Raw genomic sequence first — 15,253 nt, forward strand, 5'->3', positions numbered from 1 at the left:
TCTTTGTCTTTTTAATTTCACTAATAAATTACTTTATAAATTTTTCATTGCTTATTTTTTATATGTTGACAATTATTTCAATTAGAACGAATCTATATAAAAAAGGGCAGTTCTTTCGAACTGCCCATCCCTAACACCTAACCAAAAGTGCACTTAATATCCATTATTCCCAAATTCTTTGGCATTTGAAATAGCATCCAAAAATGACCTCGGAATTGGTCTAACGATATGTTTACCGTCAACAAAATTTGTCCCAGCAATTGGATTCGTCTGATCTAGATAGGTTTTGGTTAACTTTCCTGTACGTTTCAAATCAATCCATCTTGTATGTTCGCCAGATAATTCTCTTGCTCTTTCTTTTAAAATAAAATCAATATTCATCTGACCGCTTGACACTAACATTTCATTTTCTCTTGATGTCAAAGCGGCTCTTTTTCTTAAAGTATTTACATAAGTCGAAGCTTTACTTTGATCACTATTTAAAATAGCGGCTTCCGCTGCAATCAAATACACTTCTCCCAAACGAATTATTGGAATATCTCCTAACCAATATTGATTACTTTGACAGTACAATGCTGCGGAGAATTTTCGCATTGCGGGAAAAATATTAATCAAATTTGGGTCGTTCGGATACATTGCTGGATCTTTATATTTATTAGTTCCAGGCTCAAAAATATCACTTGGATCAGCTACCAAAACAGGCATTTTACTTTTAACCACAGGATCGATATTCCAATTTGGAGTAAAAACAGCCAACCCTTCATCATTATTCATGTTAATTTGTTCCTCTATTCTTTGAGAATAAAAATTAACCGATGGAATTGCCTGTGCTAAAGTATTTTTAATGGTGTAACCTACTACAGAAGGATCTTTTTTGTAAGCTGTAGCCATTGTCTGTGTAATCGTTTTATTAGCTGCTGCATAAAACTTAAAGGTAAACGTTTCTGCAAAACGAGTATCTGCTGGCGATGGCACTGGCGAAAAAACTTCTGTCAATAAATATTTACTTGGTCTTAGCATTCGGCTATTCGCTCTTCCGTACAGAATACTGGTTGCTCCAGCTCCCCACTCAGCACCTCTTGTTGCTAAATCAGGCAAATAATACTGTCTTGTTCTTCCTCTGTTGTAGCCTTCAGGATTAAGTCCGCCTGGATCGATTCCCTGTGTGAACAGGAATTCTGTGTTTTTCTTGTTATTGTTCCCATCCCACAATTTGCTGAATCCTGATTTAGTATTATCACTTAAATATAAAGCTGTATTGTATTTTGTGGCGTTATTGATTAATTCTTCAGCGGTCTCCAAAGCCAATTTAGCATATTCTGAAACATCTCCTAATCTTGTTCGCTGCAGATATACTTTCGCTAATAAACCATACGCTGCTTTTTTAGCTACTCTTCCTTGTAAAGTCTGTTGAACTGGAAGATGTGCACAGGCAAATTTCAAATCTTCAATAATCAAATCGTAAAACTCTTTCTCAGAGCTTCGAACCGGTGCATTATCTGCTCCTTCAATAATCGATGATTTTGTTCTTAAAACCACGCCACCAAATTGCTCTACTAATATGAAATTACTAAAAGCTCTTAGAAAATAAGCTTCGGCTAATTTTGAATTCATTTCCTCTGTAGAAGAATACCCTTTTACATCTTTTGCATAATAAATTGCCGTATTGCAAAGATTGATAGTTGTGTATGCTGTTCCCCAAATTACTTTTATGTTTCCATCGTCTGGGTTTAATTGACTAGCATATTGTGCATAACCAATTCCGCTAGTACTTACATTTTCCCAAGAATCTGTTCCAGCTTCTGTAGGCGCTATATAATCTACCTTTCCGTGAAGAAAATAAAGATTCTCGTAGCAGCTGTTAATTAATCCTTCAAATCCAGGTCTTTCGCTATAGGATTTATCCAAAGAAACAGTGGTAAGATTTTTTTCGTCTAAACTGCATGATTGCAATCCAACCATCAAAGACATTAAGACAATTACTGATTTTATATTGATATACTTTTTCATACTATTATAATGATAAATTAAGACCAAAAACAACTTGTTTAAATAATGGGAACGAATCTGACCCTCCACTTTCTGGATCTACATTTTTCAACAAATGGCTTCGGCTAAAAACAAAAGGATTGTAAGACGTTGCATAAAGTCTCAGCGAACTTATTCCTGTTCTTTTAAGGAAATCTTCTGGCATCGAATATCCCAAAGTAATATTTTTGATTTTGATGTAAGAAGCATCCACCAACTCTAATGAAGATTGAAACTGCGTATTAAAACTACCGCCCGGTCTAGGAAAATCGTTTGTCGGATTGTCTTGTGTCCAATAACTATACGTTTCTGGTTGTGCTTCTTTGTTCCAATATCCTAAAACCTGAGCACGCATCATACCGCCATATCTTCCGTTTACAAATACCGTACAATCAAAATTCTTGTATTTGAATGTGTTTTGAAAACCAAAGAAATAATCTGGAACATTGTTTCCTACGATCATTCTGTCTTTTGTAGAATAAACGTGTACACCATTATCCGATACTCCATTAGCATCAACTTGTGGAACTGTTTGCAATTTTATATCTCCCGGTTTAGCACCATACAAAGCAGCCTCAGTTTCTTGACCCAATTGCCAGATTCCTATTTTTTTATAATCATAAAATACGCCTCCTGCAGCTGGAGTCTGTCCAATGAAAAGACCTTCTGAAATTAATTCGGCAACCGTTAAATTTCCTAAATCAATGTTCGTCAACTTTTCTGTAGCGTGCGTGTAAGTAAAAGATGTATTCCATTTGAAGTTTTCGGTATCAATATTTCTAGTATTGATAGAAAGTTCAAAACCTCTATTTTGAGAACTAGCAATATTAGAAGTCTTTTTATAAGGTGTTTTAGCATCATAACCACCTGAACTGGTTGGCAGACGACGATCCCATAAAATACCATCTGTATTGGTCCAATAATATTCTGCTACAAGATCGACTCTGTTATGCAATACCGAAACATCCAAACCTAAGTTTGTATTTGTTGAACGTTCCCAAGTTAAATCTGGATTCGAAATATGCTCTGTAGGCACATACATTGGTAAAGCTGTACTGCCTCCAAGAGAAAGACTGCTTGTTTTAGTTGCTGTTCTGGTTAAACTAGAATATGGATCAATATTTGCCGATCCTGAAACACCATAACCTAATCTTAGTTTTAAATTATTCAACCAAGAACTCGTTCCTTGCATAAAGCTTTCATCGCTGATACGCCAAGCCAAAGATGCAGATGGGAAAGACGACCATTTGTTTCCGTCTGCTAATTGAGAAACACCATCCCAACGATTAGTTAATTGAAATAAGTATCTTCCTTTAAAACTATAATTAAAACGACCAGCAAATGACATTCTATTAGACTGACTGTAAGCATTCATTCGTGTAGTTAGGTTTTTTACCGATCCCATATTATAAAACTGAAAATCGTCGTAGTCTATTCCGTTACCACCTAAATAAGCCCCTTCCGATCTGCTGTCTGCCCAAGAAGTGATTCCTGTCAAGCCAAAATCATGATCTTTACCCAATTTAAAATTATAGTTCAAAATATTTTCCCAGATATAACTATAAGCCAGCTCGTTATTATAAGTTGCTTCGCTTGCCGTTCTACCTTCCGTTAGCAGATTGTATGAATTTTTATTTTGAAAAGTCCCTGCTCTGCTTCCTGAAAATCGAGTCCCTAAATTAGATCTTAATTTCAAATTTTTAGCAAATTCAAACTCCATATAAGGATTAAACTGTACGTTATAACTCAACGATTCATTAGCAAAAGCCCCAGGGTAATTATTGGCCAAAATACTAATATTGTTAGGATCTCCTTCTATTGGATAAAGATTCACAATACCATTTTCATCAAATGGAACACCTAATGGGTAAACGCTGTAAGCCTTATTAATTCTACTATTTGTACTGCTATTTTTACGATAGTTTAAAATCAGTTGGAAACCCGTTTTAAATTTATCGCTAAATTTAAGATCAACTCCTCCTCTGGAATTAAAACTGTTTACTTTATCATTTTGATAGATTCCTTCTTCTCCAACATATCCTAAAGAAAAATATCCCTGAACTTTTTCAGAACCCCCTCTCATAAAAAGATTATGATTTTGCTGTGTCCCTACCTGTAAAGTTTCATCTATCCAATTTACATATTGTCCTTTTTCAATCGCTGCTATTGCTGAAGCATTTAATCCTAGATCTGTTAAACTAGTAGCTTGGTAACCATTGTCTAAGTAAAATCGGTCGCGTTTGTAACTCAACCATTTGTCTCCTGTAAGTGGAGCAGGAAAAGAAGAGAAACCATTTAATCCGAAATAGCTGTTAAAGTCAATTTGTGTTTTTCCAGCTTTTGCTTTTTTAGTAGTCACAATAATAACTCCATTAGCTCCCGAAGAGCCATATATTGCAGTAGAGGAAGCATCTTTTAAAACATCGATAGATTCAATATCATTAGGATTTAAATTGTTGATACTTGAAGGAATTCCGTCAACAATGTACAATGGATCTTGGCTCGCTGTCAAAGATCTGTTTCCTCTCAATAAAACTTTTGGAGAAGATCCTGCTTTTCCTGATCCACGTTGAATATCCAAACCAGAAACTCTCCCTTGAAGTGCTTCCATTGGACTCAAAACTGGACTCAAAACAATATCAGATGATTTCACTGTTGCTACAGCTCCTGTCAAATCTTTTTTCTTTACTGCGCCATAACCTACGATTACAACTTCATTTAGTGCCGAATTTTGCTCGTTTAAAATCACACTCAAAGATTTACTTTGACCGACTGTTACTTCTTTATTCTCAAATCCGATAAAAGAAAAAACTAAAACACTGTTTGGGCCGCTTACGCGAATGCTAAACTTCCCGTCTAAATCGGTTGACACTCCATTTTTAGTTCCTTTTTCATTAACATTCGCTCCTGGAACAGGCATATTTCTCGAGTCGGTTACAACTCCTGTAATTTCAATGCCTTGTTCAACTATAGTATTCAGCACTATACTTTTTTCCGGTAGATTTAAATTCTTTTTTTTCTTTACCAATATAATCTGGCGATCGGCTACACTATAAGAAATGTCAGTATCTTTAAATACTTCTTCTAATATCGCATCGATTTTCTGCTTCTTAACATTAAGGGTAATCTTTCTGTTCAAGTCAATTATACTGCTTTCAAAAAGAAATCTGTATTCTGAAACAGACTCGATTTTATTAAACAGCTTCTCAACTGAAGTATTTTTTACATCTAACGTCAGCTTTGTATTTTGTGAATAGACGCTCGCTTGAATTCTCATCAACGAAAGCATCAGTAATAGTGTGGTTAGTTTCATTCTTAGGCTGATTACAGGCAAATAAGGACTGAGCCAATTCCTTTTAATTATTTTTTTCATAATTTTGGATTGATTTTAAATGATTTAATCTCGATACATCGTTTGAAATACATTACTAAATCGGAAAATACTGGTACTATTTTCCGATTTTACTTCTTATCTTTCTTTAAAAAAATTACATCCTCTTCATAAATTTTGGTTTTTGGTTGGTTAGTAAATAGTTAGTTTATTTTTATCAGTTCCCCTTCTTTTCTATAAGTGAACCCCATTATTTTACTCATCGTTTCTAATACCTTATCTATACTTTCAATATTTTTATTGAAACTGGCATTAAATTTTTTATCTAAAATATCTTCTCTTTTATTTTCAATCTTTACATTGTAAGTTCGCTCAAGTTTGATCACAATATCTTTAAATGCTGTTTTTCTAAAGACGATTTCTCCATTTATCCATTCCGTGTAAAAACGCGTATCTACTTTATCAATATCGATTTCGTTTTTTTCATTATTCCAAGATCCTTTTTCACCTGGTTCCAGTATTGCTTTTTTATTCGTTTTATCAGATAAACTAACTGAACCTTCTACTAGAACTGTATTAATATCTGTATCTTCCTTGTAAGAACTCACGTTAAATTTTGTTCCCAAAACCTTTACATCAACACCTCTTGTTTTTACAATAAATGGATGTGCTTTATCTTTTGCCACATCAAAAAAAGCTTCTCCTTCTAAAACAACTTCCCGATTTTGTCCTTTAATAAACTGAACCGGATATTTCAAAGAAGAACCTGCATTCATATTTACCGATGTTCCATCTGACAGTTTTATTTTAAAAGTTTTACCATAAGGAATTTTAATTTCATTGTAAACCAATTTGTTTATCAATTTATCCGAACGATAATTAATTTCATTCTCTTTCTGTGAAGCTACTACTTCTCCGTTTTTCTTAATTATTTGCTGTTCTCCGTTAGGATTTAAAACCTGAATATCTCCATTCTCCAAAACCAACTGAATGGCATCTGAAGGAATGTCTGGCCTGGATTGTTTACCAGTTTTATATTGAAAAAGATAAACCAGACCTAAAAGACAAACAAAGATTGCCGCGTATTGAAAAATTTTTCTCCAGTTCATTACAACTGTCTTTTCATTTACATTTAATTTTTCTTCCAGTTCTTCCCAGTTTTTATCAGTATCTATCAATTCTGCATACGATAATGCTTCTTCCAGCAAACCATTACTTTGAAGGTTTTTTATTAAATCCTGTTCTTCCGGAGATAAAGATGCTATTGTAGTAGCATCAACATTTCCTTTGGACTTTATTTCCCTTAGGACGTTAATCAATTTTGAATTTGGAGTCATTTGTTTTTTAAATAGTGTTTCTTACATGTTCTAAAAAAATATTTTTAGGGTGACAACAAATCAATATTTTTTGATTTTTTTTACACATTACAAAAAAAAACTAACTTTTTATTTTACATTTGACACATTGTAATCCATTACAAACAAATAAATGACATTTGGAGATGCTGAATTATAAAGATTTTAAAGTATTTGAAGCCTTATACAAAGAACACTTTGTCTTTTTTTCGTTGGTTTCGTTTAACATTGTGAAGGATAAAGATGCCGCAAAAGACATTGTTCAGGATTTTTTTACCTACCTCTGGGAAAAAGAAGAAGCACTAAATTTCACCATTTCATTTAAAGCATACGGAACAAAAGCAATAAAAAATTTGAGTCTTCAGTATTTAGAAAAACATAAAACAATTAGCCTGCAAAAAACCAAAATAGTCACTCCAAAATCTGAAGAACAAACTGCTTTTGAAAATATAGAAGAAAATAAAAAACCAAAAATTCAAACCTTAATCGAAAAAATCCCTCAGTCCAGAAGAGAAATTTTTATATCGCATGTTGTCGAAGGATTAAGTTATGCTGAAATTGCAGAAGACCATAACATCTCCATAAACACTGTTAAAACACAAATGAAAAGAGCATACGCTTCTTTAAGAGAATCCCAAAACATCTCTCAGTTAAAATTCGTCTTGTATTTCATGTGGCTAATAAAATAGCGTATTTTTGTTATCAAAATTTACGTTTTGAATCATACTTTATACAAAAACACCAAAATATCTTTTTCCGATTCCGGAAAAGGAAACACAATTATTTTCCTTCATGGCTTTCTCGAAAACAAAAAAATGTGGAAAGACTATGTTGATTTTTTCTCCGATAAATACCGCATTATTACAATTGATTTACTAGGACATGGCGAATCAGATTCTCTAGGCTATGTTCATGAAATGGAAGACAATGCGAATGCAGTAAACGAAGTTTTAGAGTACTTAAAAATTGAAAAAGCTACAATTTTAGGACATTCAATGGGCGGTTATGTAGGTTTGGCTTTCGCCGAATTATATCCGCAGAAAATCCAAAAATTGATTTTACTGAATTCAACTTCTAAAGAGGACAATCCCGAAAAAAAAATCAACAGAACCCGTGCTATAAAAGCAGTAAAACAAAATTATGTCGCTTTCGTAAGTCTGGCAATAGCCAATTTATTCAGCGAAAACAACAGAACCCGATTAGTAGACGAAATTGAAAAAGTAAAAACCGAAGCTTTAAAGACACCTTTACAAGGAATCATAGCTTCATTGGAAGGAATGAAAATACGAAAAGACCGTGAATGGCTTTTACAAGAAAATCGTTTTCCCGTTTTATTAGTCTTAGGAAAAAAAGATCCGGTTCTAAATTACGAAGACAGTCTTTCTCAAATTGAAGATACAACAGTAGAATTAGTTTCTTTTGAGGACGGCCACATGAGCCAAATCGAGAACAAAGAAGCCTTAAAAACTGTTTTAGCAGATTTCTTCGAATAAAATCCAGCTTTACAAAATCAAAAAAGGCCATTTCAGACAGAAAGTCGAAATAGCCTTTTTTTTCTTTGTTGGGGGCAAAAAAATCGTTATAATTTGGTGATAATATCTTTTTTATATCTAGACAAAACTGCTCTTGTTAAACCAAGATTTGCTTTATTAGAATCAACAGCCAGATAGATAAAATATCTTCCGTCTTCAGAAAGGTCAATAATATGAATTTGATCCGTAAGTGTAATTAAAATATCATTAATTTTTTGATCTAATCCTAAAGCTCTGATAGCATTTAATTTTGCTTTAACCACTTCTAAGTTATAAGCAGAAGCCAATTCTGGGTCAAAATCAGGTCTTGCAGTAAGTGAACAATAAGACATTCCTGTTTCAACTTCAGTTACTGAAACGGCAATAAATCCGTTAATATTTTCTTTTAGATCGTTTTGAAAGTTTTGTAAAAAATCTGACATATTATATTTAATATTTAGTTTATAAATTTAGTTGCTAAAAATGGTATCCATTTTTCGAAGTAACAGCCCCATTTTACTCAAATCCTTAGAAAGTAACGCAATACAGTTATCATCTTCGTTTTTGATAGCAACGACAATACCGTCATTATTTTTAATCATAACTTGTTTAAGATCACCGTTATTTACGTCTTCTGACATTTCAAGGCACATCTTTAAGATCATTCCGATCATAGCTGCAACATTTCCGTCGTATTCTAAATTAACAGACTCGTTTAAGATTCCATCAATATTAAAACTCAATCCAGATTCTGCTCCAGTCTCTTGTACTAGTGTTTGTAAATCAATCATATTCTTTTATTTGTCATGTTTTTGGAAGGGTCAAAGATATTTCAATATTGACAATTGCTCGATAAACACTTGTTAAAAAAAAACAGATTGATAACAGACTGACTCACTTTTATTTATCGTATAATTAAACTTATTTTTTTGCAAAAAAAATGCAATAAAAATTAACATAAAAAACACATTATATTAAAATCGTAACATTTCACTTCATAAAACTCAATTCTAAAATTAACATTTGCAGAATGTTGCATTTACAAAATGTTTTTATATAGATTTGCAAAAAATTTTTATTTATGAAAACTGTTGACGAATTACGCTTTGACCTAAATGTAAAACTGGAGAAGTTTAGAAGATTTCGTATTGAAAACGGACATATCAATGATACGGCTTCTGGAGAAAAATCTAAAAAAGGTTTCTTCAAAAAAATATTCAGCTAAAAGCTCTTTAAAAAGCCGAACTTCATAAAAAGTTCGGCTTTTTTATTGATTTAATGACAATAACTGTTTTCTATTTTGTTTAGCGACCACTAATAAAATTGTCCTGTTTGCGGACAAATAATTCAGAACAGTTCTACTTTATTGCGACTGGTTTTATTTTATAATTTTTAAGACTAAAAAAAAATTCATATTTTTTCTTCAAAAGGAATACCTACATCAAATATTTCACCAAGCAGATTAGCAATTTCATCTAAATAAGAATTCAGTATTTGTGCAGTTACAACGGTATTTAATTCTTTCTCTTCTTTATACCCAAAAGGCAAAAAACCAGATTTTAAATTTTTAAACGAAATGATCCCTACCTCAATAGGTAAATTGCCAACTTCTTTTTCAAACATAAAGGCATACGCCAAAACTTGGATAATTTTATCGTTTTTAAGCTCCTGAGTCAATCCGTTCCATGTTTTCAATATCACATTAGTCTTTTCTACTTTTCCCGTCTTATAATCGATAATTCTAATTTTTCCATCACGTTGCTCAATTCTATCCACATTTCCTTTAATTAAAACAGGAAAGGGCAGTTTCGGATGAACAAATTCACGTTCAAATGTCTGTTCCAAAGCTATAATCTTAATCGCTTCATTATTTTTCACAGACTCCAATTCCATCCTCAAGAAATTAGAAACATTTCGTTTTGCGACTTCAAAAGCCAGAAGATTTCGCCCTTTTTTAATTTCTCCCTCTTTATAAACTAATTTAAACTGTTTTAAAACTTCATCATCCAACAGTTTAAAGCAATTTAAAAGATCATTCTCCGAAATAAATTTACCAACAAAAGGCTCATACAAAGCTTTTAAAGTTTCGTGGATAATTGTCCCTAAAGTATTCAAAGCAATATTCTCCTCCACTTCTTCAACTTCACGAATTCTTAGTATTTTCTGGAAATAAAACTCAATCGGATTTCGAATATAACTCGTCAATGCAGATGGCGAAAAACCAGTTATCGCAATTTCCCTTAAACGCTCCATAACCAATTCCGATTTTGGAACAGAAATAGGCTCATGCGCCACATTAGGCAGAACTGGATTGTAAATATCAAAAGTTAGATTATGCCTTCTTTGTTTCTCTACTTCCAACTGTGTAATAAAACGGCTTCTTTCACCAGCATCCAATCCATCGTTTTCAGTATTATAAATCAAATAGATATTTTTTGCTCTTTGAAGCAGATGATAAAAGTGATAGGTATAAATCGCATCTTTTTCTTTAAAAGTTGGAAGTCCCAATTCTCGTTTCACGTCGTAAGGAATAAATGAATTTTGTGATTTTCCAGCTGGAAATTTACCTTCATTCATCGACGTAATAATAACCGTTTCAAAATCAAGAACCCTACTTTCCAAAACCCCCATAATTTGCAGACCACGCAATGGCTCACCCTCAAAAGACACTTCAGCCAAATCAATAATTTGCTTATAAATAGCATGAAGCGTATCAATATTGTCGATATGATGGTGTTTAGAGTAGTAATTTATAAGTTTGTTAATTACCTTAAAGACACCATATACAAATGCTTTTGCAATTTTTTCTTCTTCATTATCATTACTGAAATGATCTTTTACAGCAATCAATAACGCTGAAATATTATTCAATACAGCAACAGAACCTTTTTCCCATTTTTCAAACAAAAGAGTAAAAAATTTGGATTGATCTGGATGAAGCTCTAGAATTTTTTGATGTGTAATAAAAGTATAATTATTCTCTTTGATAATCCTAACTAATGCTTGAGTACCAGCATAAGGCTCCACCAAAGGATGCGTTAAAACATCCAACACATCTTTATAATAAAAAACATAACTGCTTCCTTTTCTCGAAAGTGCATTGGTATGCATTTTAAACAATTTGGCAACCAAAATCTGAGACGGATTATTCTTACCCGAATAACCCATTGTAATATTTAAAGCTCCTACAGAAGAAGGAAGTGAATACAAAACCGGAACCAGCAAATTCTCTTCTCCCAACACAACAGCTACTTTGTCCAAAGATGCATTCGGATTTTCATTGATTAAATCCTCAATGATACTTCCCGCCAATTTTGCCTGTCCAATTGTTTTAGGAGTTCCAATAACCTGAATGTTTTTTGACTGCGAAAAATCATCTGCAATCCATTCAAAAGGATGCCCTTTATAATGTTTCCAGCTTTCTTTAAAACGTCTTAAAAAAAGTCCGGCATCATGATAAGGGTCATTCAAAAAAGTTTGATCTGCATCCCAAAATATTTTAGCCTGATCCAAAGCAAGGAGGTGCTGTACTATTTTTTCCTCAGCTGCATTTAAAGCATTAAATCCGGCAAAAATAAAAATGCGATCCCCAATAGTATTAGAAAAATGATTTAGATTATTTACCGCTTCCCGATACACCAAACCTTGATAACCGATAGATTTAAATAACAAATGATTATATAATGACTCGTAGTAAGAAGGAAGTAATTTCCAAAAGTCAATATAATTTTCGAGAAGTTTTGTTTTCTGATCTACTTCCAGCCCCCACTTTTTTATATCTTCAATATCTTTCAAGTAAGACAAGACATGAGAAGGATCTAAAAGATAGCGGTCAATTTCATTAAAATCCTGCAATAGCGTTTTGGCCCAATTTGCAAACAATTCAAACGACTGCTGATTTTTCTTTTCAGTAATAGACAAATAAACTTCATAAAACTCAAACAAAAGCTCAATTGAATCAATAGAACGAATAGATGCAACGTTCTGTACAAAGTCTTCAATACTTGTAATTTCTGGGGCAATTATTGTTTTATCTGTTGTATTTTTAAGAGCTTCAATTAAAAAAACTTTTGCTCTTTTATTGGGAAGAATTATAGTTATTTGAGAAAGTTTTTCAGCATAATCCTGAATTACAACACCCGCCAGCTTTTGAAGAAAAGAATCATTTACCATAGTATAAAAATAAAAAAAGCCATTCAATTAAGAATGGCTTTTCATATTTATTTAGGAACTAAATTATAGTTTTCCTTGGTATTTAGAACCAATGTGTCTAATTTCAGTTCTTCTGTTTTGAGCTTTACCTGCAGCAGTTTTGTTACTTGCAACTGGTTGAGAAGATCCAAATCCTTTAGCTTCTAAGTTTTCTGGATTAACTCCTCTTTCAACTAAAGCGTTTAATACAGCGTTAGCTCTATCTTGAGAAAGTTTATCGTTTACTTTAGCAGAACCTGTACTATCTGTGTGTCCTTCAATAGAGAATTTCGCGTTTGGATAGTTTTTAAGGATTTCTTTAATAGCATCTAATCTAGCTGGAGTTTCTTTGTCACCAGTTTTGAAAGTAGCTTTTCCTGAGTTGAAGTAGATTGCTCTAGCTTGAACTTTAAGATCTTCTAATGCAGCAGAAGTTACTTCTGGACATCCTCTGTTACTAGCAGGACCTGGAACTGTAGGACAGTCATCATCTTTATCGATAACACCATCTTTATCAGCATCTAAGAATGGACAACCACCATTTTCTTTAGGACCAGCAACTGTAGGACATTTGTCATCTTTATCAGCGATTCCGTCACCGTCAGTATCAGGACAACCTTTTAAAGCAGCTAAACCAGCAACATCTGGACAAGCGTCATCTTTATCAGCGATTCCGTCTCCGTCAGTATCAGGACATCCGTTTAATGCAGCTAAACCAAATACATCTGGACAAGCGTCAGAAGCATCAACGATTCCGTCACCGTCAGTATCAGGACATCCGTTGAATTGTTTTAAACCAGCAACATCTGGACAAGCATCGTCTTTGTCATAGATTCCGTCTCCATCAGTATCTTTACCTCCGAATTTGAAAACTAAACCTGCAGTGTGTTGGAAAACCGATCTATCAAGAGGTTTGTCTTCATTAGCAGCAACAGCCCATTTGTACTTTGTAGCTAACTCTAAACCAATAGCATCTGTAAACCAGAATGTAATACCAGCACCTGGGTTAACAGTTCCAAAACTGTTATCTCCAAAGAAAGTATAACCTCCACCAACAGATAACGAAGGATCAATCACTTTAGATTTGATTAATTCTTGGAAGCTGTATTTGATAGTAGCATCAATTCCGTAGTACATTAAGTCACCAGGATTTGTTACAACGTTTCCTCTTGAATCATGACCTGCAGCAGTTGGAGCAAAAGTAACCAATTTATCAATTTTGTTCACAGAACCTTGTAAACCAACAGAGAAACCGCTACCTACATATCTGTTTACACCAATGTAAGATAAAGAAGGAAGAATATTCCAGTTGTCTTTTACTGCGAATGGCTGAGAGAAGTGCTGATCAAAAAATCCACTTCCTGAACCTGAACTAGTCCTTGTATCCACAGCATTAACCCCAAAAGAGATCGCCCATGGATTGTTACTGTCTTGCGCGTGAGCATTTAAACCCATCGCCATCAATACAGCAACTAAAAGTTTGTTAAGATGTTTCATACTTAATTTTTTTAATTACAATTTAGTTAATTACAAGCAAAAGTAACACCAAATTTTTTAAATACAAAATGAAATGTTAAAAAAAACCTACAAAAATTTGACCAAAGTGGTAATTATATAACTTTTAACATTTTACCGACAACTGTAAAGGCTTCTATGGCTTTATCTAAGTGCTCCTTTTCGTGCGCCGCAGACAGCTGGACACGTATTCTTGCCTTGTCTTTTGGGACTACAGGAAAAAAGAAACCAATTACATAAATACCTTCTTTTAAAAGTTCATTTGCCATCGTTTGTGACAATTTTGCATCATACAACATTACCGGAACAATAGCCGAATCTCCATCAATAATATCAAAACCTGCTTTTTTCATGCCCTCTTTAAAGTAGTTGGTATTCCACTCTAATTTATCACGAAGTGTGGTATCTTTTTCTAACAATTCGAAAACTTTTATTGATGCACCAACGATAGAAGGAGCTAAAGAATTTGAGAACAAATATGGTCTTGAACGTTGGCGAAGAATTTCAATAATTTCTTTTTTTGCTGTTGTATAACCGCCCATTGCTCCTCCCAGAGCCTTACCAAGAGTTCCTGTAATAATATCAACACGTCCCATCACTCCTTTTGCCTCGAGAGTACCTTTTCCTGTAGCTCCAATAAAACCTGCCGCATGGCATTCGTCAACCATAACCATCGCATCATATTTATCAGCGAGATCACAGATTTTATCAAGTGGGGCAACTAAACCATCCATTGAAAACACACCATCTGTAACAATCAATTTAAAACGTGCTCCAGCTTCATTAGCTTTAATTAATTGCTGTTCCAAATCTTCCATATTGTTATTCTCATAACGATAACGTGCCGCTTTACACAAACGAACTCCGTCGATAATAGAAGCATGATTTAAACTATCTGAAATAATTGCATCATTTTCTCCTAACAAAGGCTCAAAAACACCACCATTCGCATCAAAAGCCGCCGCATATAAAATAGTATCTTCTGTACCATAGAAATCAGCGATCTTTTTTTCTAGTGTTTTATGAATATCTTGTGTACCGCAGATAAAACGAACAGATGACATTCCGAAACCGTGAGTATCCAATGCATCTTTAGCCGCCTGCACGACTTCTGGATGCGACGAAAGCCCTAAATAATTATTGGCACAAAAATTTAAAACTGTTTCTCCTGTTGAAATTTTAATCTCAGCACCTTGAGGAGATGTAATAATTCTCTCCTTTTTAAAAATTCCATTTTCTTCGATTGTCTGCAACTCACTTTGCAAATGCTCTTTAATTTTACCGTACATTTTTTTCATTTATTTAAAACGTTAAAAATTAAC

General features: G+C 33.5%; 11 protein-coding genes. 3 read left to right on the forward strand and 8 right to left on the reverse strand.

Annotation, left to right across the window (positions count from 1 at the left end):
- Positions 1-153: 153 nt before the first annotated feature.
- The 3 genes from GSY47_RS22765 to GSY47_RS22775 all read right to left on the reverse strand — a co-directional run bounded on the left by GSY47_RS22765 (position 154) and on the right by GSY47_RS22775 (position 6,696).
- Positions 154-2,010 carry a RagB/SusD family nutrient uptake outer membrane protein gene (locus GSY47_RS22765; RefSeq protein WP_179004257.1) on the reverse strand — a complete coding sequence of 619 codons (1,857 nt, stop codon included), beginning with the start codon at positions 2,008-2,010 and terminating at the stop codon, positions 154-156.
- Between the two features lie 4 nt (positions 2,011-2,014).
- Entirely contained in the window at positions 2,015-5,401 is a 3,387-nt protein-coding gene (locus GSY47_RS22770; protein WP_179004255.1) for a TonB-dependent receptor, read from the reverse strand.
- A gap of 161 nt (positions 5,402-5,562) precedes the next feature.
- Positions 5,563-6,696, reverse strand: coding sequence for a FecR family protein (locus tag GSY47_RS22775; protein WP_179004253.1), 1,134 nt, complete (start codon positions 6,694-6,696; stop codon positions 5,563-5,565).
- 164 nt (positions 6,697-6,860) lie between these two features.
- Here GSY47_RS22775 and GSY47_RS22780 point away from each other — a divergent pair, with 164 nt between their 5' ends.
- On the forward strand, positions 6,861-7,403 hold the full coding sequence (locus GSY47_RS22780; RefSeq protein ID WP_179004251.1) for a sigma-70 family RNA polymerase sigma factor: 543 nt from the start codon (positions 6,861-6,863) through the stop codon (positions 7,401-7,403).
- Positions 7,404-7,430: 27 nt separating this feature from the next.
- The gene (locus GSY47_RS22785; RefSeq protein WP_179004250.1) at positions 7,431-8,207 is read left to right on the forward strand and encodes an alpha/beta fold hydrolase; all 777 of its coding nucleotides are present in this window, start codon (positions 7,431-7,433) and stop codon (positions 8,205-8,207) included.
- 86 nt (positions 8,208-8,293) lie between these two features.
- Here GSY47_RS22785 and GSY47_RS22790 read toward each other — a convergent pair whose 3' ends face one another.
- Together GSY47_RS22790 and GSY47_RS22795 are read right to left on the reverse strand one after the other, a co-directional pair.
- A complete protein-coding gene (locus GSY47_RS22790) occupies positions 8,294-8,668 on the reverse strand; it encodes a hypothetical protein (protein WP_109190901.1) in 375 nt (124 codons plus the stop codon).
- Positions 8,669-8,695: 27 nt separating this feature from the next.
- Positions 8,696-9,016 (reverse strand): roadblock/LC7 domain-containing protein, encoded by a 321-nt coding sequence (locus tag GSY47_RS22795; protein ID WP_109190902.1) that lies wholly within the window; start codon positions 9,014-9,016, stop codon positions 8,696-8,698.
- Positions 9,017-9,306: 290 nt separating this feature from the next.
- Between GSY47_RS22795 and GSY47_RS22800 the strand changes: the two genes are divergently transcribed.
- Positions 9,307-9,450 (forward strand): hypothetical protein, encoded by a 144-nt coding sequence (locus GSY47_RS22800; protein WP_179004248.1) that lies wholly within the window; start codon positions 9,307-9,309, stop codon positions 9,448-9,450.
- A 185-nt stretch (positions 9,451-9,635) separates the two neighbouring features.
- On the opposite strand, the gene GSY47_RS22805 is transcribed toward GSY47_RS22800, so the two are convergent.
- From GSY47_RS22805 to kbl, 3 genes are all read right to left on the reverse strand, one after another.
- Positions 9,636-12,398, reverse strand: coding sequence for a PD-(D/E)XK nuclease family protein (locus GSY47_RS22805; protein ID WP_179004247.1), 2,763 nt, complete (start codon positions 12,396-12,398; stop codon positions 9,636-9,638).
- Between the two features lie 63 nt (positions 12,399-12,461).
- Positions 12,462-13,913, reverse strand: coding sequence for an OmpA family protein (locus tag GSY47_RS22810; protein ID WP_179004245.1), 1,452 nt, complete (start codon positions 13,911-13,913; stop codon positions 12,462-12,464).
- A gap of 113 nt (positions 13,914-14,026) precedes the next feature.
- The gene (gene kbl, locus GSY47_RS22815) at positions 14,027-15,220 is read right to left on the reverse strand and encodes a glycine C-acetyltransferase (RefSeq protein ID WP_179004319.1); all 1,194 of its coding nucleotides are present in this window, start codon (positions 15,218-15,220) and stop codon (positions 14,027-14,029) included.
- Between the last annotated feature and the right edge of the window lie 33 nt (positions 15,221-15,253).

The organism is Flavobacterium quisquiliarum (assembly GCF_019308285.1).
Classification (GTDB): Bacteria; Bacteroidota; Bacteroidia; order Flavobacteriales; family Flavobacteriaceae; genus Flavobacterium; species Flavobacterium quisquiliarum.